This is a genomic window from Xanthomonas sp. WHRI 7945 (genome assembly GCF_035026585.1).
On sequence record NZ_JAYIQP010000012.1, the window covers coordinates 106698 to 127839 of the forward strand.

At 68.6% G+C, this 21142-nt stretch carries 22 protein-coding genes and 1 tRNA gene; 9 read left to right on the forward strand and 14 right to left on the reverse strand.

Annotated features, from left to right (window positions below; translation table 11 throughout):
* Positions 1-246: 246 nt before the first annotated feature.
* The 3 genes from prpC to prpB are packed head-to-tail and all read right to left on the reverse strand — an operon-like array spanning position 247 to position 2978.
* Positions 247-1413 (reverse strand): bifunctional 2-methylcitrate synthase/citrate synthase, encoded by a 1167-nt coding sequence (gene prpC / locus VDQ83_RS11710; protein WP_455435058.1) that lies wholly within the window; start codon positions 1411-1413, stop codon positions 247-249.
* 43 nt (positions 1414-1456) lie between these two features.
* The gene (locus tag VDQ83_RS11715) at positions 1457-2059 is read right to left on the reverse strand and encodes a DUF1003 domain-containing protein (protein ID WP_263397519.1); all 603 of its coding nucleotides are present in this window, start codon (positions 2057-2059) and stop codon (positions 1457-1459) included.
* 31 nt (positions 2060-2090) lie between these two features.
* Entirely contained in the window at positions 2091-2978 is an 888-nt protein-coding gene (gene prpB, locus VDQ83_RS11720) for a methylisocitrate lyase (RefSeq protein WP_455435059.1), read from the reverse strand.
* A gap of 118 nt (positions 2979-3096) precedes the next feature.
* Between prpB and VDQ83_RS11725 the strand changes: the two genes are divergently transcribed.
* The 7 genes from VDQ83_RS11725 (at position 3097) to VDQ83_RS11755 (ending at position 11170) form a co-directional block, all read left to right on the forward strand.
* Positions 3097-4332 (forward strand): citrate/2-methylcitrate synthase, encoded by a 1236-nt coding sequence (locus VDQ83_RS11725; protein ID WP_455435060.1) that lies wholly within the window; start codon positions 3097-3099, stop codon positions 4330-4332.
* Positions 4333-4397: 65 nt separating this feature from the next.
* Complete coding sequence (locus tag VDQ83_RS11730) at positions 4398-4739, forward strand: type II toxin-antitoxin system RelE/ParE family toxin (RefSeq protein ID WP_455435061.1); 342 nt, start codon at positions 4398-4400, stop codon at positions 4737-4739.
* Complete coding sequence (locus VDQ83_RS11735) at positions 4736-5092, forward strand: helix-turn-helix domain-containing protein (protein WP_455435062.1); 357 nt, start codon at positions 4736-4738, stop codon at positions 5090-5092. The genes VDQ83_RS11730 and VDQ83_RS11735 overlap by 4 nt, the downstream gene beginning before the upstream one ends.
* 184 nt (positions 5093-5276) lie before the next feature.
* A complete protein-coding gene (gene lexA / locus VDQ83_RS11740; RefSeq protein WP_455435063.1) occupies positions 5277-5885 on the forward strand; it encodes a transcriptional repressor LexA in 609 nt (202 codons plus the stop codon).
* Positions 5885-6520, forward strand: coding sequence for a translesion DNA synthesis-associated protein ImuA (gene imuA, locus VDQ83_RS11745; RefSeq protein ID WP_455435064.1), 636 nt, complete (start codon positions 5885-5887; stop codon positions 6518-6520). Before lexA ends, imuA begins: the two co-directional genes overlap by 1 nt.
* Positions 6521-6530: 10 nt before the next feature.
* Positions 6531-7976, forward strand: a complete 1446-nt coding sequence (locus tag VDQ83_RS11750) for a Y-family DNA polymerase (RefSeq protein WP_455435065.1) — start codon at positions 6531-6533, stop codon at positions 7974-7976.
* Positions 7973-11170 (forward strand): error-prone DNA polymerase, encoded by a 3198-nt coding sequence (locus VDQ83_RS11755; protein WP_455435066.1) that lies wholly within the window; start codon positions 7973-7975, stop codon positions 11168-11170. Before VDQ83_RS11750 ends, VDQ83_RS11755 begins: the two co-directional genes overlap by 4 nt.
* A gap of 51 nt (positions 11171-11221) precedes the next feature.
* On the opposite strand, the gene VDQ83_RS11760 is transcribed toward VDQ83_RS11755, so the two are convergent.
* Both VDQ83_RS11760 and VDQ83_RS11765 read right to left on the reverse strand, forming a co-directional pair.
* Positions 11222-11512 (reverse strand): hypothetical protein, encoded by a 291-nt coding sequence (locus tag VDQ83_RS11760; RefSeq protein WP_263397510.1) that lies wholly within the window; start codon positions 11510-11512, stop codon positions 11222-11224.
* Between the two features lie 740 nt (positions 11513-12252).
* Complete coding sequence (locus tag VDQ83_RS11765) at positions 12253-12864, reverse strand: hypothetical protein (protein ID WP_455435067.1); 612 nt, start codon at positions 12862-12864, stop codon at positions 12253-12255.
* Here VDQ83_RS11765 and VDQ83_RS11770 point away from each other — a divergent pair.
* Positions 12854-13036, forward strand: a complete 183-nt coding sequence (locus VDQ83_RS11770; protein ID WP_455435068.1) for a hypothetical protein — start codon at positions 12854-12856, stop codon at positions 13034-13036. The two genes, VDQ83_RS11765 and VDQ83_RS11770, sit on opposite strands and share 11 nt — an antisense overlap.
* Before the next feature lie 64 nt (positions 13037-13100).
* Here the strand turns inward: VDQ83_RS11770 and VDQ83_RS11775 are convergent, their stop codons facing one another.
* Positions 13101-13544 carry a nuclear transport factor 2 family protein gene (locus VDQ83_RS11775; protein ID WP_455435069.1) on the reverse strand — a complete coding sequence of 148 codons (444 nt, stop codon included), beginning with the start codon at positions 13542-13544 and terminating at the stop codon, positions 13101-13103.
* Positions 13545-13666: 122 nt separating this feature from the next.
* Between VDQ83_RS11775 and VDQ83_RS11780 the strand changes: the two genes are divergently transcribed.
* Positions 13667-14389 carry an ArsR/SmtB family transcription factor gene (locus VDQ83_RS11780; RefSeq protein ID WP_455435070.1) on the forward strand — a complete coding sequence of 241 codons (723 nt, stop codon included), beginning with the start codon at positions 13667-13669 and terminating at the stop codon, positions 14387-14389.
* Between the two features lie 130 nt (positions 14390-14519).
* Here VDQ83_RS11780 and VDQ83_RS11785 read toward each other — a convergent pair whose 3' ends face one another.
* The 8 genes from VDQ83_RS11785 to mltG all read right to left on the reverse strand — a co-directional run bounded on the left by VDQ83_RS11785 (position 14520) and on the right by mltG (position 21067).
* Positions 14520-15284 carry a DNA-formamidopyrimidine glycosylase family protein gene (locus VDQ83_RS11785; RefSeq protein WP_455435071.1) on the reverse strand — a complete coding sequence of 255 codons (765 nt, stop codon included), beginning with the start codon at positions 15282-15284 and terminating at the stop codon, positions 14520-14522.
* 456 nt (positions 15285-15740) lie between these two features.
* Complete coding sequence (locus VDQ83_RS11790; RefSeq protein WP_455435072.1) at positions 15741-16853, reverse strand: serine hydrolase domain-containing protein; 1113 nt, start codon at positions 16851-16853, stop codon at positions 15741-15743.
* Positions 16854-17050: 197 nt separating this feature from the next.
* Complete coding sequence (locus tag VDQ83_RS11795) at positions 17051-17236, reverse strand: hypothetical protein (RefSeq protein WP_455435073.1); 186 nt, start codon at positions 17234-17236, stop codon at positions 17051-17053.
* A gap of 647 nt (positions 17237-17883) precedes the next feature.
* A tRNA-Val gene (locus VDQ83_RS11800) sits at positions 17884-17958 on the reverse strand.
* A gap of 76 nt (positions 17959-18034) precedes the next feature.
* A complete protein-coding gene (locus tag VDQ83_RS11805) occupies positions 18035-18388 on the reverse strand; it encodes a PilZ domain-containing protein (RefSeq protein WP_003468813.1) in 354 nt (117 codons plus the stop codon).
* The gene (locus VDQ83_RS11810; protein WP_455435074.1) at positions 18385-19347 is read right to left on the reverse strand and encodes a DNA polymerase III subunit delta'; all 963 of its coding nucleotides are present in this window, start codon (positions 19345-19347) and stop codon (positions 18385-18387) included. Before VDQ83_RS11810 ends, VDQ83_RS11805 begins: the two co-directional genes overlap by 4 nt.
* On the reverse strand, positions 19344-20012 hold the full coding sequence (tmk, locus tag VDQ83_RS11815; protein WP_455435075.1) for a dTMP kinase: 669 nt from the start codon (positions 20010-20012) through the stop codon (positions 19344-19346). Before tmk ends, VDQ83_RS11810 begins: the two co-directional genes overlap by 4 nt.
* On the reverse strand, positions 20009-21067 hold the full coding sequence (gene mltG / locus VDQ83_RS11820; RefSeq protein ID WP_455435076.1) for an endolytic transglycosylase MltG: 1059 nt from the start codon (positions 21065-21067) through the stop codon (positions 20009-20011). Before mltG ends, tmk begins: the two co-directional genes overlap by 4 nt.
* Between the last annotated feature and the right edge of the window lie 75 nt (positions 21068-21142).

Here is a 21142-nt window from a genome sequence, read left to right on the forward strand (position 1 = left end):
TAAAGCGAAGACTGACCCTTCTCCCGTCGGGAGAAGGTGCCCCGAAGGGGCGGATGAGGGTACGGGCGAAGCCTCGTGCAAATGCGATCCCACATGAGGCGGATGAGGGTACGGGCGAAGCCTCGTGCAAATGCGATCCCACATGAGGCGGATGAGGGTACGGGCGAAGCCTGGTGCAACCAAACAACACGAGGCTGCGCCCGTACCCTCACCCCCGACCCCTCTCCCGACGGGAGAGGGGAGCGATCAGCTGCGCCGATCGATCGGCACGAACGCCTGATCTTCCGGCCCGGTGTAGTTCGCGCTGGGACGGATGATCTTGCCGTCGATGCGCTGCTCGATGATGTGCGCGCTCCAGCCGGCGGTGCGCGCGATCACGAACAGCGGGGTGAACATCGCGGTCGGCACGCCCATCATGTGGTAGCTGACCGCGCTGAACCAATCCAGGTTCGGGAACATCTTCTTGATCTCCCACATCACCGCCTCCAGGCGCTCGGCGATGTCGTACATCTTGCGGCTGCCCTGCGTGTCGGACAGCTCGCGCGCCACGTCCTTGATCACCTGGTTGCGCGGATCGGACACCGTGTACACCGGGTGGCCGAAGCCGATGATCACTTCCTTGCGCTCGACCCGCGCGCGGATGTCCGCTTCCGCCTCGTCGGCCGTGTCGTAGCGCTTCTGCACCTCGAACGCGACCTCGTTGGCGCCGCCGTGCTTGGGCCCGCGCAGCGCGCCGATGCCGCCGGCGATGGCGCTGTACATGTCGCTGCCGGTGCCGGCGATGACCCGGCAGGCGAAGGTGGACGCGTTGAACTCGTGCTCGGCGTACAGGATCAGGCTGGTGTGCATCGCCTGCACCCATTCCTCGTGCGGCTTGACGCCGTGCAGCAGGTGCAGGAAATGGCCGCCGATCGAATCGTCGTCGGTCTCCACCTCGATGCGCTTGCCGTTGTGGCTGTAGTGGTACCAGTACAGCAGCATCGAGCCCAGCGAGGCCATCAGCTTGTCGGCGATGTCGCGCGCGCCGGGATGGTTGTGGTCGTCCTTCTCCGGCTGCACGCAGCCCAGCACCGACACGCCGGTGCGCATCACGTCCATCGGGTGCGCCGACGGCGGCAGCTGTTCCAGCGCCGCCTTGACCGCGGCCGGCACCCCGCGCAGCGAGCGCAGCTTGGCCTTGTAGCCGCGCAGCTCGCTGTTGCTGGGCAGCTTGCCGTGCACCAGCAGGTAGGCGATCTCCTCGAACTGGCTGCTGCGCGCCAGGTCCAGGATGTCGTAGCCGCGGTAGTGCAGATCGTTGCCGCTGCGGCCCACCGTGCACAGCGCGGTGTTGCCGGCGGCGGTGCCGGACAGGGCCACCGATTTCTTCGGCTTGAAGGGCGTGGCGGTCTGCGGGGCGGTGCTGTCGTTCATTGCGAATCTCCCGGATGGTCGCGGCCGTGTGGATGCACGGCGGTCAGTGCGCCGAGGCGACCGGCGGCGGGCCGCCGGCGCGCTCGAGCAATTGCTGCAGCATGGCGATCTGGCGGTTCTGCAGTTCGACCAGCGTCGCCCAGTCCTGCTCGCGCAGCTGGTTGAGCTTCTCGTGCACCTGCAGGATCTCCAGCTCGGATTTGATGTTCACTTCGTAGTCGTTCTGCGCGCGAAGGCGGTCCACCGCGGCCTGGCGGTTCTGGCTCATCATGATCACCGGCGCCTGGATCGCGGCCAGGCACGACAGGCACAGGTTGAGCAGGATGTACGGATACGGATCGAAGGCGTGCGCCAGCACCAGGCTGTTGAGCGCGATCCACGCCAGCAGCACCAGGCCGAAGCCGATGATGAAGCTCCAGCTGCCGCCGATCTCGGCGACCCGGTCGGCGATGCGCTCGCCGAGCGTGCGGTCGTGATCGGCCTGCTTGACGATGTCGCGCGCCACATGGCGCTTGGCGATGAAACGCTCCACCACCTCGCGTTCGGCGTCGGGCAGTTTCTCCAGCTCGGTCTGCAGCAGCTGCCGCGCGGTCTGGCGGCGGTCGATGCGGCCGCGGGGCGGCGTGGTGCCGACTTGGGTGTTCATGGACATGCTCGGGCAGGGGAACCGGCGTGGATCATGCGCCCTTGCCGGCGAACAATGCGTCCAGGCGCTGCTCGAAGGCGTGGTAGCCGATGCGTTCGTACAGCTCCTCGCGGGTCTGCATCGTGTCCACCACGTTCTGCTGGTGGCCATCGCGGCGGATCGCCGTGTACACCGCCTCGGCCGCCTTGTTGGCGGCGCGGAACGCCGACAGCGGGAACAGCTGGATCGCCACCCCGGCCGAGGCCAGTTCGTCGCGGGTGAACAGCGGGGTCTTGCCGAACTCGGTGATGTTGGCCAGCACCGGCACCTTCACCGCCTCGACGAAACGGCGGTAGGTGTCCAGGTCGTAGGCGGCCTCGGCGAAGATGCCGTCGGCGCCGGCCTCCACGCAGGCGATGGCGCGCTCGATCGCCGCGTCCACGCCGTCCACCTGGATCGCGTCGGTGCGCGCGATCAGGAAGAAATCGGCATCGGTCTTGGCGTCGGCGGCGGCCTTGACCCGGTCGGCCATCTCCGCCTGGCTCACGATCTCCTTGCCGGGGCGGTGGCCGCAGCGCTTGGCGCCGACCTGGTCCTCGATGTGGCAGGCGGCCGCGCCGGCCTTGATCAGCGACTTGATGGTGCGCTCGATGTTGAACGCGCTCGGGCCGAAGCCGGTGTCGATGTCCACCAGCAACGGCAGATCGCAGACGTCGGTGATGCGGCGCACGTCGATCAGCACGTCGTCCAGGGTGTTGATGCCCAGGTCCGGCAGGCCCAGCGACCCGGCGGCGACGCCGCCGCCGGACAGGTAGACCGCCCGGTAGCCGGCGCGCTGCGCCAGCAGCGCATGGTTGGCGTTGATCGCGCCGATCACCTGCAACGGCGATTCAGCGGCCAGCGCGGCGCGGAAACGGGCACCGGCGGAAACGTGCGACATGGCGAACTCCTGAGCGAGGGCGGCGGCCCGCACGGCCGTTCCGCGATGGTCGCCAATCTGGCACCATCGGACAGGCCGATCAATCTTGATTCAATGAATCAACCTATCGCCGGATCCCATGCCTCCCGCCGCCGACCGCAACCTGATCTCCGCCGCCGAGGCCTGCGCCCTGCTCGGCATCAGCAGCGCCACCCTCTACGCCTACGTGAGCCGCGGCCTGCTCAGTTCCCGCGCCGGCGCCGACCACCGCAGCCGCGCCTACCTGCGCGCGGAGGTGGAGCGGCTGGCCCAGCGCAAGCGCGTCGGCCGCGGTGCCGCACGCGGCGCCGCGCAGAGCCTGGACCGCGGCCTGCCGGTGCTGGAGACGCGCATCTCGCTGATCCGGCCCGACAGCCCCTACTACCGCGGGCGCTCGGCAGTGGCCGCGGTACGCGAGGGCGCCGGCCTGGAAGACATCGCGCGGCTACTGTGGGATTGCCAGGACGAAGACCCGTTCGCCAGCGCCGCTGCCGCGCCCTGGCCGGCGCGCGTGGCGCCCCTGGCCGCCGACACCTCCCTGCCGCCGCTGGAGCGCGCCATGGCCTGCATCCCGCTGCTGGCGCTGGAACTGCGCCAGCCGCTGAACGCTGCGCCGAACGTGCGCCGCGAGATCGCCGCCACCCTGCTGCGGCAGAACGCCGCGCTGCTGGTCGGCACCGCACCGGACACCCGCCCGGTGCACCGCCTGATCGCCGACCGCTGGCGCCCGGGCGATGCCAGCTTCGCCGAACTGGTGCGCGCCACCCTGGTGCTGTGCGCCGACCACGAACTCAACGTCTCCGCCTTCGCCGCGCGCGTGGTCGCCTCCACCGGCGCACCGCTGCACGCCACCGTCAGCGCCGGCCTGGCCGCGCTGTCCGGCCCGCGCCACGGCGGCGCCACCGCCCGCGCCCACGCCCTGCTGCGCGACGCCCAAGACGCCGCCGACCCGGCCGCCTTCATCGCCGAACGCTGGCAGCGCGGCGACGACCTGCCCGGCTTCCACCACGCCCTCTACCCGGACGGCGACCCGCGCGCGGCCGAGGTGCTGCGCCTGCTGCGCGAACGCTGCGGGCACCATCCCCAGATGCGGCACGTGGAAACGGTGCTGGCCGCGGCGCAGGACTGCAGCGGCCAGGCACCCAACATCGACGGCATGCTCGCGGCGATCTGCCTCATCCACGACCTGCCCGCCGCCCATGCCCTGGTGCTGTTCGCCGCCGCCCGGCTGTCCGGCTGGCTGGCGCACGCGCTGGAGCAGCAGGCACTGGGCAAGCTGATCCGCCCGCGGGCGCGCTATGCCGGGGTGATGCCCGATGGCGTTGCGCCGGGTTGAGCAGAGTGCCTGCGCGGACGTATGCAGCAGCTTGCAGATGTACATAAATAAGTACACCATGGCGCATGGAGACCACACTGGAAGTGCGCTTCTACCGTTCTGCATCGGGCGCTGAGCCGGTGCGGAGCTGGCTCAGGGAAGAAATCTCGGCCGAGGCCAGAAGAACCATTGGCAGCGACATGAAGACGGTGCAACTGGGCTGGCCCCTCGGCATGCCATTGGTGCGCAAGATGGACCATCGCCTGTGGGAAGTGCGCAGCACGATTCCCGAGGGCATTGCGCGGATTTTTTTCACGATCGTGAAATCGGACATGGTGCTGTTGCATGGCATCGTCAAAAAATCGGACAAGACCCCGAAGTCCGATCTCGAAACCGCCAAACGGCGCAGAGACGAGGTGATGCAGTGAGTCCAAATGCCCATATCGGATCCAGTTTCGACGACTTCCTCGCCGAGGAGGGCATCCTCGAAGAAGCTGCTTCCATCGCGGCCAAGCGCGTGATCGCCTGGCAAGTCGCCGAAGCCATGAAGGCGGCCAAGCTCACCAAGACCGCATTGGCCCGGCGCATGAACACCAGCCGCTCGCAGCTGGATCGCGTGCTGGACGAAACGGATACCGGGCTGACCCTGGATACGCTGAGCCGTGCCGCCACGGCCCTGGGGTATCAGATACAGATCGGACTGGTCGTTGCCCAGACGAAAAAAACCGGCAGGAAATCGGCGACGGCAAAGCGCAAGGCACTGGCCGATGCACGAACCTGATCACGCCGGGAATCCGTAGCGTCCACAGACGGCCGGCCGCTTGCCCAGCGCTCGACCGAATTCCGTCGGCTGGCGCAGCGCAGCGGATGCGTCCATAGCAAAGCAATGACGGCTATCCGCTGGTAGCCGGCCCATTCAATGGCCGCATCGCCAAATTGTCTGCGACGGTGTACAAATGTACACCATGAGCACCCTTTCCCCCCAGCGCGCCGCCATCCTCGCCTACGTCCACGACTGCGCCGAGCAGGCCGGGCGGCCCCCGTCCCTGGCCGAGATCGCCGAGCGCTTCGGCTTCGCCTCGCGCAACGCCGCGCGCAAGCACGTGCAGGCGCTGGTCGAGGCCGGCCTGCTCGAGCATGTGCCGCAGCAGGCGCGCAGCCTGCGACCGGCGCAGGCGCAGCCGCGCGGCGGGCTGATGCAGTTGCCGGTGCTGGGCCGGGTCGCGGCCGGTGCGCCGATCGGCGCCGACATCGGCCTGGACCAGCAGTTGCGGCTGGACCGCACGCTGTTCGCGCTGCGCCCGGACTACCTGCTGCGCGTGCAGGGCGATTCGATGATCGACGACGGCATCCTCGACGGCGACCTGGTCGGGGTGCGCCGCAGCGCCGAGGCGCGCAACGGCCAGATCGTGGTGGCGCGGCTGGACGGCGAACTCACCATCAAGCGCTACCGGCACGACGGCGAACGCATCCAGTTGCTGCCGCGCAACCCGGCCTATGCGCCGATCGTGGTCCAGCCGGGGCAGGACTTCGCGATCGAAGGGCAGTACTGCGGCCTGATCCGGCAAGGCTGATGGCCGCCGTCGTCGCCCTCGACCGCCTGCTCGCCGAACGCCGGGTCTGGCGCGGCCAGCCGACCGCGCTGCCGCCCAGCGCGCAGCCCACCGGCCATGCCGCGCTGGATGCGGTGCTGCCGGCGCGCGGCTGGCCGGAGATGGCGCTGACCGAACTGCTGCATGCCGCCGACGGCATCGGCGAACTGCAGGTGCTGTGGCCGACGCTGGCGCGGCTGTCGCAGGGCGGCGGCCGCATCGTGCTGGTCGACCCGCCCTACCTGCCCTACCCCGGCGCCTGGGAGCAAGCCGGTGTGGCGCTGCCGCAGCTGCAGATCGTGCGCGCCGGCGCGGATGCGGCCTGGGCCGCCGAGCAATGCCTGCGCTCGGGCAGTTGCGCGGCGGTGCTGTGCTGGCCGGCGCTGGCCAGCGACAAGACCCTGCGCCGGCTGCAGGTGGCGGCCGAGACCGGGCGCGCGCTGGGCTTCGCCTATCGGCCGTTGAAAGCCGCGGCCAATCCGTCGCCGGCCGCGCTGCGCATCGCCATCGATGCCGCACCGGCGCAGTTGCGCGTGCTCAAGTGCCGCGGCGGCATGCCGCCGGCGCGCGCCATCGCGCTGTCCGCGCTGGCCGCGCCCGCCGCGGCATCGGCTTGAGGGCGCGCGCATGCGCTGGGCCTGCATCCTGCTGCCGCAACTGGCGCTCGACACGGTGCTGCGGCGTTGGCCGACGCCGGACGAACCGCTGGCCTTGCTGGCCGGGCCGCCGCAGCGGCGCACGCTGAAGGCGGTCAACGCCGCCGCGCGTGCGCGCGGCCTGCAGCCCGGGCAATCGCTGGCCACCGCGCAGGCGCTGTGCGACCGCTTCGCCACCGCGCTGCACGACCCCGAGGAAAGCCGCCGCAGCCAGCAGTTCCTGGCCACGTGGGCGTACCGCTTCAGTTCGCTGGTGAGCACCGACTATCCGGGTGCGCTGCTGCTGGAGATCGAGGCCAGCCTGGGCCTGTTCGGGCCATGGCCGCGCTTCGAGGCGCGCCTGCGCGAGGAGCTGACCGCGCTGGGCTTCCGCCATCGCATCGTGGTCGCGCCGCATCCGCTGGCCGCGCGCGCGCTGGCCAATGCGCACGACGGCATCGCCCTGCTCGACAACGCCGCGCTGCAGTGCGCGCTGGGGCAGTTGCCGATCGCCCGCGCCGGGCTGCAACCGGGCCTGGCCGAGGCCTTCGCGCGGATGGGCCTGCGCAGGCTGCAGCAGCTGTTCGCGCTGCCGCGCACGGCGCTGGCGCGGCGCTACCCGCCCGCGCTGCTGCAGCACCTGGACGCCTTGCGCGGGCAGGCGCCGCTGCCGCTGCAGTACTACCTGCCGCCGGACCGTTTCGATGCGCGGCTGGAACTGGGGTACGCGGTGGAATCCAACCAGGCGCTGCTGTTCCCGCTGCGCCGGCTGACCGCCGACCTGGCCGCGTTCCTGGCCGGGCGCGACGGCGGCGTGCAGCGCTTCCAGCTGCATCTGGAGCACGAAGGCCTGGCCGACAGCGTGGTGCCGGTCGGCCTGCTCGCCGCCGAGCGCGAGGCGGCGATGCTGTTCGAACTGGCGCGCGGGCGCCTGCAGCAGGCCAGCGTGCCGGCGCCAGTGCAGGCCATGCGCCTGCGCGCCGACGAACTGCCGCCGTTCGTGCCCGCCGCGCGCGAACTGTTCGACGAGCGCGCGCAGCAGGCGCTGCCCTGGGAACAGCTGCGCGAACGCCTGCGCGCGCGCCTGGGCGACGAAGCGGTGCACGGCCTGCGCGCGCATGCCGACCATCGCCCGGAGCGGGCGTGGCGCGCCGAGTCGGGCAAGCCCGCGCCGGCCGGCACAGCGGGCAAGGCCAGCGCAGCGATCGCCAGCGCTGCGCTGCCGCGTCCCGGCTGGCTGCTGACCCGACCAATCCCGCTGCGCGAGCGCGACCCCGAACGCCTGGCCGGCCCGGAACGCATCGAAAGCGGCTGGTGGGACGACGCCGACGTGCGCCGCGACTACTACATCGTGCGCACCCGCCAGGGTCAGCGTGCCTGGGTGTTCGCGCCGGCCGAGGCGCCGGACGCGCTGATGCTGCACGGCTGGTTCGCATGAGCCACGCCCCGCCACGCCCGCGGCTGCGCGCCGTGCCTTCGCCGGCACAGGTGCCGGCTGCGCCATCCGTATCGACGCACGACGCCACGTCCACGCGCAGCGCATTGCCCGACTACGCGGAACTGCATTGCCTGTCGAATTTCAGTTTCCAGCGCGGCGCCTCGCATGCGTGGGAACTGTTCCAGCGCGCCGCCCGCCACGGCTATCGCGCGCTGGCGATCACCGACGAATGCACCCTGGCCGGCGTCGTACGCGCCTGGCAGGCGGCCAAGGACACCGGCCTGGCGCTGATCGTCGGCAGCGAACTGCAGATCGAACACGGCCCCAAGCTGGTGCTGCTGGCCGAGACCCTGCACGGCTACCAGCAGTTGTGCCGGCTGATCACCCTGGCCCGCCGCCGCGCCGACAAGGGCACGTATCGCGCGCTGCGCGAGGATTTCGACGGCGACCTGCACGGCCTGCTGTGCCTGTGGCTGCCGCGCGACCATTGCGAAGACACACCCGACGGCGCCTGGCTGCAGGCGCGCTTCGCGCAGCGCCTGTGGCTGGCGGTGGAACTGCTGCGTGGCCCCGACGACGACGCCCTGCTGCACGCGCGCCTGCAGCTGGCGCAGCGCCTGCAGTTGCCCGCCGTGGCCTGCGGCGACGTGCACATGCATGCACGCGGCCGCCGCGCCTTGCAGGACACGCTGACCGCAATCCGCCAGCGCCTGCCGCTGAGCGAGGCCGGCGCGCACCTGTTCGCCAACGGCGAGCGCCACCTGCGCCCACGCGCCACCCTGGCCACGCTGTATCCGCACGCCTTGCTGGCCGAGTCGGTGCGCATCGCGCAGCGCTGCACGTTCGACCTCGGCCAACTGCGCTACCAGTACCCGCACGAACTGGTGCCGCCTGGGCAGACCCCGACGCAATGGCTGCGCACGCTCACCGAACGCGGCGTCATCGAGCGTTGGGGCGAAGCCGGCGCGCCGGAGAAGGCGCGGCGCCTGATCGAGCACGAATTGGGCGTGATCCAGCGCCTTGGCTACGAGTCGTATTTCCTCACCGTTTACGACCTGGTGCGCTTCGCCAGGTCGCGCCACATCCTGTGCCAGGGCCGCGGCTCGGCGGCGAACTCGGCCGTCTGCTACGCACTGGGCATCACCGCGATCGACCCGGACCGCATCGGCATGCTGTTCGAGCGCTTCATTTCCGAAGAGCGCAAGGAGCGGCCCGACATCGACATCGATTTCGAGCACGACCGCCGCGAGGAAGTGATCCAGTACATCTTCAGCCACTACGGACGCGGGCGCGCTGCATTGGCCGCGGTGGCGATCACCTATCACGCGCGCAGCGCGGTGCGCGACGTGGCACGGGCGCTGGGCCTGCCCAGCGACACCGTCGATGCGCTGTCCGCCGCCCTCGGCCAGCGCGACCCCGTCGAATCGCCGCAGGAGCTGCTGCGCGAGCGCGGCTTCGATCCGGACACGGCGCTGATGCGCCGGCTGCTGGTGCTGACCGGCGAGTTGATCGGGTTTCCGCGCCACCTGTCGCAGCACCCGGGCGGCTTCGTGATCTCCGAGCATCCGCTGCACACGCTGGTGCCGGTGGAGAACGCGACGATGGCCGAGCGCACCGTGATCCAGTGGGACAAGGACGACCTGGAACTGGTCGGACTAATGAAGGTCGACGTGCTCGCGCTGGGCATGCTCAGCGCGTTGCGGCGCACGCTGGATTTGTTGCGTGCGCACCGCGGCCGCGATCTGGACCTTGCCAGCATTCCCGCCGAAGACGAGCAGACCTACAAGATGATCCAGCGCGCCGACACCATCGGCGTGTTCCAGATCGAGTCACGCGCGCAGATGGCGATGCTGCCGCGACTGAAACCGCGCAAGTTCTACGACCTGGTGATCCAGGTGGCAATCGTGCGCCCCGGTCCGATCCAGGGCGGCATGGTGCATCCGTACCTGCGTCGCCGCAGCGGCGAGGAAATACCCGACGAATTGCCCGAGGAACTGCGCGATGTGTTCAAACGCACCCTAGGCGTCCCCTTGTTCCAGGAACAAGTCATGCAACTGGCCGTCAACGCTGCTGGTTACACCCCTGGCGAAGCCGATCAGTTGCGCCGCTCGATGGCCGCCTGGAAGCGTCACGGCGGGCTGGAGCCGCATCGCGAAAAACTGATGAAGGGCATGCTGGAGAGAAACTACAGCGCCGAATTCGCCGCGCGCATCTTCGAACAGATCAAGGGCTTCGGCAGCTACGGCTTCCCCGAGAGCCATGCCGCCAGCTTCGCCCTGCTCACCTACGCCAGCTGCTGGCTCAAGCGCCACGAACCGGCCGCGTTCACCTGCGCGCTGATCAACAGCTGGCCGATGGGTTTCTACAGCCCCGACCAGTTGCTGCAGGACGCGCGCCGCCACGGCCTGCAGGTGCGCCCGGTCGACGTGCGCTACAGCGACTGGGACTGCGGCCTGGAACCGTACAGCGACGATCCCAAGGCGCAACCGGCGATCCGCCTGGGCCTGCGCATGGTCCGCGGCCTGGCCGAAGACGCCGCGCTGCGCCTGCAGCGGGCGCGCGCGCAGGCGCCGTTCCGCGACCTGGCCGACCTGTGCCATCGCGCCGCGCTCGACGACAAGGCGCGCGACAGCCTGGCCGATGCCGGCGCGCTGAAGCCGCTGGCCGGGCACCGCCATCGCGCACGCTGGGCGGTGGCCGGGATCGAAGCGCAACGGCCCTTGTTCGAAACGCTCGAGGCCACGCCGGAACAGCAGGTAGCGCTGCCGCTGCCCAGCCTCGGCGAAGACATCCGCGCCGACTACGCCACGCTCGGCACCACCCTGGGCAAGCACCCGATGTCGCTGCTGCGCCGGCAACTGGCCGCGCGCCGCTATCGCCATTCCGGCGAACTGCGCGCCCTGCCCCATGCCAGCGCGGTCGCCGTCGCCGGCCTGGTGACCATGCGCCAGCGCCCGCAGACCGCCAGCGGCGTCACCTTCCTCACCCTCGAGGACGAACACGGCCTGGTCAACGTGGTGGTGTGGCGACGCCTGGCCGATCGCCAGCGCCAGGCGCTGATCGAATCCAAGCTGCTGGCGGTACGCGGCCGCCTGGAAACCGCCGATGGCGTGCGCCACCTGATCGCCGGCCACCTAGAAGACCTGACCCCCTTGCTGCAGGGGCTGGATGCGCGCAGCCGCGATTTCCACTGACACACCAAGCGACAGCAGCACGCTTGCCGCTGCAGCACAGCCGGCCCGTCGCTATCGCAACGGCGCATCCACCGCACCGCCGCACGCCTGCATCGCCCGTTGCACCGCATCGGCTTCGCCCAGGCGCTCACGGTAGATGGTGGCGGCCAGCGTGCGCCTGGCCTTGCTCGACCCGATCGCACCATGACTGGCGATGTCCGACAGCGGTCCGCCCAATTGGCGATACCTGGCGACGAGCCTGGCCGTCGCGGCCATGCTCGCGCACTCCACCGGCGCCGCTGGCGCCGGCGCGCACACCATCAGCAAAAAAGAAAAACCCAGCGCCGCGAATGCCTTGTTCATAGCTGCTCCCAAGCGGAGACGAAGACCGCCATCCCCATGCGGCCGCGCAGGGCCGAGGCACCGCAGCACATGCCTGCACAGCGCCGCGGCAACCCGCACGGCATCGCCGCACGCGCCGAGAGAACACCGGCAAACAGGCCGCAGCGACGTCGGGCTGCGCGTATCGCCATCCGCTCATGGCGGACAGCGCCGATGGAAGATAGGCAACGCGAACGCCAGCGGCAGCCGTGTCGCGACGAACCCCCGCGACGGCGGAACGAACAACCGAATCGGCGGAGCCAAGCGCGGCAGCCATGCCGGCGCACGTCGTCCATTGCGCAAGCACGGATGGTGACCATGTCAGAGAGTGCGGCCGAGGTCCGGACCCCTTGGCAAGCGCGCTTCGATGGCAGAAGAGCCGCCGGAGATCACCGAAGGCATGCGCCATCGTCCCGCTGGAAGACTCGGCCCGTCACTGCAAACGAATGTGCGCAACTCGGGTTTCGAGTGAGCGAACCTCGCCTCGACGTCGCTATCGAGCAAGGCGGGCGACGCATCGGACAGACGACCGCAGCCATTTCCACCGAGCACGACGCGCATATCGGCGCCATGGCCTGTGGTCAGACGCTGTGGACGGGTCGAATGAATCCGGCTCCTCTATCCGTCCACAACTGTGCGGATCCACTGGCGAAAACCGATGGTGCTGGCGGAGCAGGAAAATCGCATCGGCACGTCCCACATTGCGACGTGCCGCACTGCGATCAGCGTTTGGGAGCGACCAGGCGCGCGTACTGGTCGTGGCCGATCCACCCCGTGAACAAAGCGTCCTTGGCATTGATGAATTCGACCTGGGCCCAGCCATCCTTGAACGCCAGCACGCCCACCACATCGTTCTTGACGATGTAGGCGCCCTTAGGCGTCTTGGTGCCCGGAGCTTTCTGCAGATACGCCTTGTCGGCGGATACCGTCACCAGTCCGATCCATTTCTTGTCGGCGGTCCGGGTCAGGTCCAGGCCAGTGGCGATTTCCGGCATCAGCACATTGAGGCAACCAGGATGCTCACGGCCCTGCTTCACGGTCAGCGTCACGCCATCAGCCGACGCCGCCACCGTGCCAGGATAGACGCCGTCCGCCCACGTGGTGACCGCGACCGGGGCGGCGCCCTGCGCCTTGCCCTGCAGGTAGAACGCGCAACCGCGGGTCACGCCCTCGCCCATCTCTTCGGAGTAGAAGCCTTCGACGCCATGCTCGGGCGTCACGGCGAGCATCAGCCCTTCGTACTTGCCCGAATGCAGCGCAGCCGGGCCGGCGAGCGCAGGCGCTACGGGGCAAAGCGAGAACAAACCAACAGCCAGGAACCGGGTGATCGCCATCTTTTTCCTTCAAGTGTTATGCAGATTTTTTGAAGCGTTCGTCATCGCCATCATAGCCGTCGCAGGCGCGCGGCATGGCTGCACCATCCTTGCCATTGATGAAATCGACCAACGCCAGGCGCCGAGGACGCCTTCGATCGATTGTCGTCAATGGCTGCCCCGCCCACCCTGAATCGAGCAGTTGATGGATGTTGCCAATCCGGGTTGCGCCGCAGGTCGCCTGGTACCGACTGCGATTACCTGCCCAGCGCCGACAGCAGCGTCTGCACGCCTTTCCAGCCCCAGTACACCCGATGGCACGCGATCAGGCCGCGCGCATCGAGGTCCATGACTTCCACCAGGTCGACCTGATCGCCGTCCGGCGTTTCTCGCGGATATTCCCAGACCACCTGGCGGCCAGCAGCATGACAACGGCCGCTGCGATACCAGCGACCAAGGCCGTTTTCGGGCTGTGCGAACGACGCTGCGAAGAACGTCCCGATGGCCTCTCGCCCCTGCAGCCTTCCATCTCTCCGCTCTGCGGACGCCACATACGCCAATGGCGTTTCCAGCATCGCGTCTTGCGCATACAGCGCCATCAGCGCCTCCAGGTCCCGCTCGACCACGCTGCGATGCCACTGCTCGAAGATGAAGCGGGCATCGCCCTCCACCCCGTTCGACCGCGCTTCGATTTCGCTCATGCAGGCACTCCGATGTCGTGCACCGCAGTCTAGGGAGATGGATGCGCTGTCGATTCGATGCGTGCCGAAGCGTTCCGGCAAGGTGCGGCCTATGATGGCTGCGTCCATCAGGAGTCGACACGATGCCGGTCGAACAGCCCAAGCTTGCCGCGACCGCGTTCCTCATCGCCGATCCCGCCCGCGCCGCCATGTTGATGGCGCTGATCGATGGACGCGCACTGCCGGCCGGCGAACTCGCGTTCGCGGGCGGCGTCACCCCGCAGACGGCGAGTTCGCACCTGTCGAAACTGCTGGACGGCGGATTGCTGGCAGTCGAGGCGCAGGGCCGCCACCGCTACTACCGGCTGGCCGGTTCCCACGTCGCGTTCGCCCTGGAAAACCTGGCGACCCTCGCCGCGCCCGCCGCACCGCGATGCCGGAAAGCCGGACGCAACCAGCAATCGCTGGCCTTCGCCAGATGCTGCTACGACCACCTGGCGGGGCGACTGGGTGTGGCGGTGACCGAAGCGCTGCAGCGGCGCGCGCTGCTCGTCGCACAAGACGACAAGCGCTATGTGGTCTCCGCCGAAGGCGCCGTCTGGTTCTCGCGGATGGGCCTGGAGCTTTCGCACCTCGCCCCAGCCAGGCGCGGCGTTGCGCGGCAGTGCCTGGACTGGACCGAACGCAAGCACCACCTCGCCGGGCCTTTGGGCACCGAATTGCTAGCTCTGCTTTGCGCCAGGCACTGGCTGCGCCGCGTCGACGGCGCACGCACGATCCACATCACCGACAGCGGCTGGGCCGGCCTGCAGACCGAACTGGGAATCCGCCGACTCGCCTGGGACGAACTGGCGCTGGATCCCTGAGGGGCGCTAGCGTTCCGACGGTTGCAATGCCCTGCGCTCGAGCGTCTTGGCGTCGGATCGCGCGACAGCGAAGCGTACCGCCACGTCCGCACTTGCGTTCAACCGCACCGCCGAAAACGCCCTCTGCGTTCTAAGACGCCCCGGCATCGGAAGCATCCAGCGCATAGCGGCGCTGGCAGTGCTCGCAGAAGAACGCGCGCCGCTGCGCCTTGCCGAGTTGCTTTCGATAGGTCAGCAGATGGCCGTCGCGCGGGCAGGTGGTCTTGGTGTGCACCTGGTAGTGCTTCTTCAGCACGAAGGCCTTCTTCCAGTTGTAGAAATCGAAGCTGTACTCGCGCGCCTGCGTCACCAACTCCGCCAGCTTGCGCGGCGGCAACGCCCCGACCTCGCTCTCCGGATGCACGCGGATGCGGAACAGCACTTCGTTCTTGATGATGTTGCCGACCCCGGCGAAAACGTCCTGGTCCAGCAACGCATCGGCGGCCAGCATGCGCGGCCGCAGGCGCAACTTGCGCCGCGCCTGCGCCGCGTCCCAGTCCGGGTTCATCACGTCCCCGCGCCAGTCGTAGGCCTCGTCCAGCGCGCCCTCAATGAACTTGACCGAGCACGCGTAGAAGTTCAGTTCCTCGCCCTTGGCGAAACCCAAGCTCAGCCGCGCCGGCGCCTCCTTGCGCGCATTGATCCGGTAGCTGCCGAACAGCAGGAAATGGATGCGCACGCTGAACCCGTCGAACTCGATCAGGAAGTGCTTGCCCCAGCTGCGCAGCGACAGGATCTTGCGGCCGAGCATCCGCGCCAGCTCCTGTTTGCTGTTGCCGGACACCCGCAGCACCTTGCGACCCGCGAACGCGGCCGCCTCTTCTTTCAGGATGACGATCGAAGGACCTTCAGGCATGGCCGGAGTATCTATAGCGGCCGTGAGCGATTCGTGAGCCGAAGGGGAGCCAGGGCTGGTCAGTCCGCGCTGGGTACGGGTTGGAATCGGATGATCAATGCCAACGGGCCGAGGCCGCTCGCTCTAGTTCAGTCGCGTACTCGGTCTGCAGCGACCGGGACCGAACATGCTGATGACAGCCACGCCGCGGCCGATTTATCGCGCTCGAACTCGGCGCTAACACACTCGGCTCAATCATCACTGATGGCAGATTGGCAGTGCCGTGCGGTTCGCGTGATGTGAGCAGACCCAGCATTTCACGTGCGCTTGAAACGCGCGATAGCCGTCAATCGACAGCGTATCAATATCCGCATGCATGGGAATCAACGAATCTTTCCAAGAAATTTCGACCGCATCATCTTCGCAGATATCACGAACACGGGGCGGCTCGGGCCGCGCGAGCAGTCATCGCACGCACTACTTTGAACCGACCGCGGCGTTGCCTATCCGCGAAACGAATTCGTCCAGGTCGGTGTTGGCGGTATTGGCGAGAATGACGATGGTCAGGTCGCGGTCGAGGAAACGATACAGCTGCGCCTGCGCGCCCATGATCCGGCCGGGACGTTTGGCGACACGGTGCTTGGCGGCGCCTATCCACGTCTCGTAGACCCACAGGCCATAACCGTAGTCGTCGAGCCCGGGGGTGGTCAGCCGGGCGATGCTTTCCTTGCGCAACAGGCCGGACCCGAACAGCGCGTCCGAGAACCTGAGCACATCTTCGGCCGTGGAGTACATCGCGCCGGCGGAGTACCAGTTCTCCGGATAGACCGGGAAGTCGTTGGACAGGGACTTGAGGTCTTCGCGATACGAGTAGGTGGAGGCCAGGCCTTCGACGATGCTTTCATGGCGCAGCATGCCGGTATGGGTCAGTCCCAGCGGCTTCAGAATCCGGTCCTGCAGCACCTGCTCGTAGGCTTTGCCGGTGACGCGTTCGATGACCTTGCCCAGGATCAGGTAATCGCCGTTGTTGTAGTCGAACGTCGTGCCCGGGGCATGCAGTAGCGGCCCGCTGCAGAATTTTCTTATCAACCGATCGCTGGTATAGGGCGACTGGTAGGTCGGCAAGCCCCCGGTCAACGCCTGCTCCAAGCTTTTCACCTGGTCGAAGTTCTGCAGTCCGGAAGTGTGGTTGAGAAGCTGATGCAAAGTGATACGGTCGGCACCGGCGATGGCGTAATCGGGCAGGTAGCTGGCCACGTTCGCCTGCAGGTCCAGTTTTCCTTCTTCATGCAGTTGCAGCACCAGGGTGGCGGTGAACAGTTTGGTGATGGAAGCGATCCAGTACCGGGTCTGGTCGCCGTTGGCGACGCCATACTGGACACTGGACAGGCCGAAACTGCGCTGGTATCGCCGCTTGCCGTCCTGCTGGACCAGGACAGTACCGCTGAAGCCGTGTTGCGCGGCATAGGTAGCGATGAAGTCTTCGAGTGGCGTCGCCTGCGACTGCGCCCGCAGCGGCATCGCCGCGCAGAGGAAGACAAGCACACCGACAAGCAAGCGATAGGTAACGGAACGGAAGAGGTTTCGCACGATGTACCCCGGCATGATGGAACGGCCGCGAGTATGGAACCGGACCAATACCTGGGCGGGTGCCTTCGGACAAAACGAGGATAAGGCCGACGAAATGGCCGACGCGCGCTGCGAACACGTGCACTGGCCCGGTAGGGCGAACCCGCCTGGCGATCGCGCCCGTGCTGGCCGTTGCTTCTACCTTGTTCCGGCCACGCTTACGGCTGTGTCAAATACCGCTCGCCATCGAACTCGAAGCCCGTCAGGCGTCCCTGCGCATCGCGCAGAAAACGCAAAAACTCCGCTGGGTCCAGTCGCAGCGCGTTCGCACCGAACGGATCCGGCGATGCGGGTTCCAACTGCCGCTGCAGGGCGCCTACTTGCAAGCGCAATCCGTTAGTCATCGCAGTCAGCTCCGCGGTCCGGCATGCGTTCGCTGCGGTAGTGATCGCTTCTACGGCGACTCCCGCCAGCATTCATTGGATTCGCGCATCTGAACCGGGTGGTCACTCAGCTCACTTAGCAGGCGAATCGCGTTGAGCATGCTTTCGGCGGCGATTTTCTTGGTGTGGCGTTTTTGCCAAGCGGAAGCACATTTGACCTTCGTCCTCATAAGGGGCTGAGTCAAATGTTCCACCATCCAGGTGGATAGACGGCTCCACGCGCGCACTGAGCGCCTGGGCGTATTTGCACAGGGTGGACAACAGAAAGGCGCCGCGACCCTCGAACTTGGACACAGCAGCCTGTGAACCGTTTAACGCTTCAGCAATCTGCGCTTGGGTCTTCTTCGCGGCAGCTCTTAGGGCCGCCAACGGCAGCGTGTTCCGAATTTCGGCGAGGCCTGCTCAAGGCCCGCGGGACGAGCGGCCTGCGGCCCGCGTCCGGCATGGCGAGGATCGCCAGCAGGTCGGCGCGGCGGCATCAGGATTCCGACACGGCTGCATCATTCAACACGTACGTCGATACCGCCGTTCTGCACTCGCCGTCGCGGTTACCGTGCAGATACGAAAAAGCCGGCACTAGGCCGGCTTCTCGTAAAATCTTGATTTCGTGGTGGGCGGTGCAGGGTTCGAACCTGCGACCCTTGCCGTGTGAAGGCAATGCTCTACCGCTGAGCTAACCGCCCGTGTCGCGAGCCGCACATTATAGGGGCGTTGCGGCTGGCGTCAACGGTCCCCGCGGACGCCATGCCGGCGCGGCCGCTACATGGTCTGGGTGGGCTTGTCGGCGTTGAGGGTGCCGGCCAGCTGGGTCTCGATCTTGTTGCGGATGGTCTCGCCTTCGCTGTTGTCCGGCAGCTGCACGCCGATGCCGGCGGTGCGGTTGCCCTGCGCGCCCATCGGGGTCACCCAGATCACCTTGCCGGCCACCGGCAGGCGCTCGCTGGAATCGGGCAGGGTCAGCAGCAGGAACACTTCGTCGCCCAGGAAATAGCGCTTGGGCGTGGGCACGAAGATGCCGCCGTTCTTCACGAAGGGCATGTACGCGTTGTACAGCGCCGCCTTGTCCTTCACCGCCAGCGACAGGATGCCCTGACGTCCGCTCATCGCACTCATCGTTGTCCCCCTCTCCGGACCGGGCGATCGCCATCGCGCCAGGCCAACAGCAGTTCCGCGATGGCCAGGTCGCCACGGACGGTGGTGCGCAGCAGGTCGCGGGTGCGGTTGGCTGCGTCGAACCAGGTCGCCAGCTTGTGCAATCGCGCCGGGTCGGTCAAGCCGGCCTGCGAAGCCTGCGCCAGCGCCAGGTCGGCGGCGTGGCCCAGGCGCTGCTCGGCGAGGCCGTCGCCGCTCCAGCGCTGCGCCGCTTCGACCGTGCCCAGCTTGCCCGCGGCGACCTGCTCCAGGTCGGCGGCCACCTGCCGGCGCAGCTTCAGGCCGTCCTCGCGCAGCCACTGCGCGGCCAGGCCGGGGTGGCCGCGCGCGGCGGCCAGCGCCTCGCGCGCGGTCTTTTCCGGGAAATCCTGGGCCAGCAGCCAGGCGATCGCCTCGTCGGCCGGCGGCAGCTTGAACTCCAGGCGCTGGCAGCGGCTGCGGATCGTCGCCGGCAGCCGTGCCGGTTGCGCGCTGATCAGCCACAGGTAGCGGCCGGGCTGCGGCTCTTCCAGGGTCTTGAGCAGGGCGTTGCAGGCGGCGCGGTTGATCGCGTCGGCCGGGTCCACCACCACCACCTGGGCGATGCCGTACTGCGGGGTCAGCGACAGCTTCTGCGAGATCTCGCGCACCTGTTCGATGACGATCTCGGTGCGCAGCTTGTCGCCGGTACGGTTGGGAATGAACGAGATCAGCTGCAGGTCCGGATGGGTGCCGGCGGCGATCAGCTGCGCGCTGCGCAGGTTCGCGGCCGGTTCGCCCTGGCCGAGCACGTGCGCGGCCAGCTTCAGCGCCACCGCTCGCTTGCCCAGGCCGTCCGGGCCGCAGATCAGCAGGCCATGGCCGAGCCGGCCGGCGTCGAGCGCGGCCACGGTCTGTTCGTAGGCGCGCTGCTGCCAGGGCGCGAAGGGCAGCTCGCTCATGGCGTGCGCTCCTGCTGCACCCAGGCCGCCAGCGCCGCGGCCACGTCGTGCGCCACCGCTTGCGGCGGCTGGCTGGCGTCGATGGTGCGGAAGCGCTGCGGGTCCTGCGCGGCGCGCTGGCGGAAGCCGGCGCGCACGCGCTGGAAGAAATCGTCCTGCTCGCTCTCGATCCGGTCCGGCCACAGGTCGCGGCCGCTGGTGCGGGCGCGGCCGATCTGCACGTCCAGGTCCAGCAGCAGGGTCAGGCCGGGCTGCAGGCCGACCGCGCGCCGTTCCAGGTCGGCGATCCAGGCGCGGTCCAGGCCGCGGCCCTCGCCCTGGTAGGCGTAGCTGGAATCGGTGAAGCGGTCGCTGATCACGTAGGCGCCGCGCTGCAGCGCCGGGCGGATCACCTCGCGCACGTGCTGGGCGCGCGCGGCGAACACCAGCAGCAGTTCGGCCTCGGCGGCCAGCGGCTCGGCCGGCTGCAGCGCCGGCGCGTTGTTGAGCAGCAGCTCGCGGATGCGCTCAGCCAGCGGCGTGCCGCCGGGTTCGCGGGTCAGGACCACCTCGTGGCCCTGCGCCTGCAGCCAGTCGCGGATCGCGTTGATCGCGGTGGTCTTGCCAGCGCCCTCGCCGCCTTCCAGGCTGACGAAGCGATGGTGGCGCAGCACGGCCTCGCTCATGGCGTCACCGCCGCGCCGCTGCGCGCGCGCAGGCGCTGCAGGTAGCGCGCCACCGCCGCGGTGTGCTCGGCATAGCTGGCGGAAAACACGTGCGCGCCGCTGCCGTCGCCGACCGCCACGAAGTACAGGCTGTCGCCGGGCGCCGGGTTGGTCGCCGCGCGCAGCGCGTCGCGGCCGGGCATGGCGATCGGGGTCGGGGTCAGGCCGGCGCGGGTGTAGGTGTTGTACGGCGTGTCGGTCTCCAGGTCGCGCTTGCGGATGTTGCCGTCGTAGGCGCTGCCGAGGCCGTAGATCACGGTCGGATCGGTCTGCAGCTTCATGCCCAGCCGCAGGCGGCGCACGAACACGCCGGCGATCTGCGGCCGCTCGGCGGCAAGGCCGGTTTCCTTCTCCACGATCGAGGCCAGGGCCAGCGCCTGTTCCGGCGATTGCAGCGGCAGGTCGGCGGCGCGCGCGGCCCAGGCCTCGGCCAGCGCCTTGTCCATCGCCGCGTGGGCGCGCTGCAGCACGTCCAGATCGCTGTCCTCGCGCTGGTACAGGTAGGTCTCCGGCAGGAAGCGGCCTTCCGGATGCTGTGCGGGCTGGCCGAGCCTGGTCATCAGTTCGCTGTCGCTGAGCTCGGTGGTGACGTGGCGCAGCGGCGTGGCCGCGTTCAGCGCTGCGCGCAGCTGGCGGATGTTCCAGCCCTCGACGATGGTGAAGCGGTAGTGGATCACCTGGCCCTTGCGCATGCGCAGCAGCAGCTCGCGCGGGGTGAGCGCCGGCTGCAGCGCGTATTCGCCGACCTTGAGCTTGCCGGCGGCGTCGAGCTGGCGCGCCAGCAGCTGCCATTGCAGGTCGCTGCCCTGCTCGACCCCGGCAGCGCGCAGCTTGCGCAGCATGCCGTTGAACGAATCGCCGCGCGCCACCTCCACGCTGGGCTGCGCCGCGTGCAGCGGCCGCTCGGCGAAGGCGCGATAGCCCTGCCACCACCACGCGCCGGCCGCGGCGGCCAGCAGCGCAAGCACCAGCAACGCAGCCAGCAGGGTCAGACACCCGCGTTTAGCCCAAGCCACGACCACCTCGAAGCGAATTCAACGGGGTGCAGGATACCGCGCGACCGGCACCGGCCGGTATCGCGCGCGCGCCGC

What these genes read in the sequence shown, in the direction of transcription:
- prpC (WP_455435058.1), bottom strand. Translation starts at nt 1,413, where the DNA reads ATGAACGACAGCACCGCCCCGCAGACCGCCACGCCCTTCAAGCCGAAG.
- VDQ83_RS11715 (WP_263397519.1), bottom strand. Translation starts at nt 2,059, where the DNA reads ATGAACACCCAAGTCGGCACCACGCCGCCCCGCGGCCGCATCGACCGC.
- prpB (WP_455435059.1), bottom strand. Translation starts at nt 2,978, where the DNA reads ATGTCGCACGTTTCCGCCGGTGCCCGTTTCCGCGCCGCGCTGGCCGCT.
- VDQ83_RS11725 (WP_455435060.1), top strand. Translation starts at nt 3,097, where the DNA reads ATGCCTCCCGCCGCCGACCGCAACCTGATCTCCGCCGCCGAGGCCTGC.
- VDQ83_RS11730 (WP_455435061.1), top strand. Translation starts at nt 4,398, where the DNA reads ATGGAGACCACACTGGAAGTGCGCTTCTACCGTTCTGCATCGGGCGCT.
- lexA (WP_455435063.1), top strand. Translation starts at nt 5,277, where the DNA reads ATGAGCACCCTTTCCCCCCAGCGCGCCGCCATCCTCGCCTACGTCCAC.
- imuA (WP_455435064.1), top strand. Translation starts at nt 5,885, where the DNA reads ATGGCCGCCGTCGTCGCCCTCGACCGCCTGCTCGCCGAACGCCGGGTC.
- VDQ83_RS11750 (WP_455435065.1), top strand. Translation starts at nt 6,531, where the DNA reads ATGCGCTGGGCCTGCATCCTGCTGCCGCAACTGGCGCTCGACACGGTG.
- VDQ83_RS11755 (WP_455435066.1), top strand. Translation starts at nt 7,973, where the DNA reads ATGAGCCACGCCCCGCCACGCCCGCGGCTGCGCGCCGTGCCTTCGCCG.
- VDQ83_RS11760 (WP_263397510.1), bottom strand. Translation starts at nt 11,512, where the DNA reads ATGAACAAGGCATTCGCGGCGCTGGGTTTTTCTTTTTTGCTGATGGTG.
- VDQ83_RS11765 (WP_455435067.1), bottom strand. Translation starts at nt 12,864, where the DNA reads ATGGCGATCACCCGGTTCCTGGCTGTTGGTTTGTTCTCGCTTTGCCCC.
- VDQ83_RS11775 (WP_455435069.1), bottom strand. Translation starts at nt 13,544, where the DNA reads ATGAGCGAAATCGAAGCGCGGTCGAACGGGGTGGAGGGCGATGCCCGC.
- VDQ83_RS11780 (WP_455435070.1), top strand. Translation starts at nt 13,667, where the DNA reads ATGCCGGTCGAACAGCCCAAGCTTGCCGCGACCGCGTTCCTCATCGCC.
- VDQ83_RS11785 (WP_455435071.1), bottom strand. Translation starts at nt 15,284, where the DNA reads ATGCCTGAAGGTCCTTCGATCGTCATCCTGAAAGAAGAGGCGGCCGCG.
- VDQ83_RS11795 (WP_455435073.1), bottom strand. Translation starts at nt 17,236, where the DNA reads ATGACTAACGGATTGCGCTTGCAAGTAGGCGCCCTGCAGCGGCAGTTG.
- VDQ83_RS11805 (WP_003468813.1), bottom strand. Translation starts at nt 18,388, where the DNA reads ATGAGTGCGATGAGCGGACGTCAGGGCATCCTGTCGCTGGCGGTGAAG.
- VDQ83_RS11810 (WP_455435074.1), bottom strand. Translation starts at nt 19,347, where the DNA reads ATGAGCGAGCTGCCCTTCGCGCCCTGGCAGCAGCGCGCCTACGAACAG.
- tmk (WP_455435075.1), bottom strand. Translation starts at nt 20,012, where the DNA reads ATGAGCGAGGCCGTGCTGCGCCACCATCGCTTCGTCAGCCTGGAAGGC.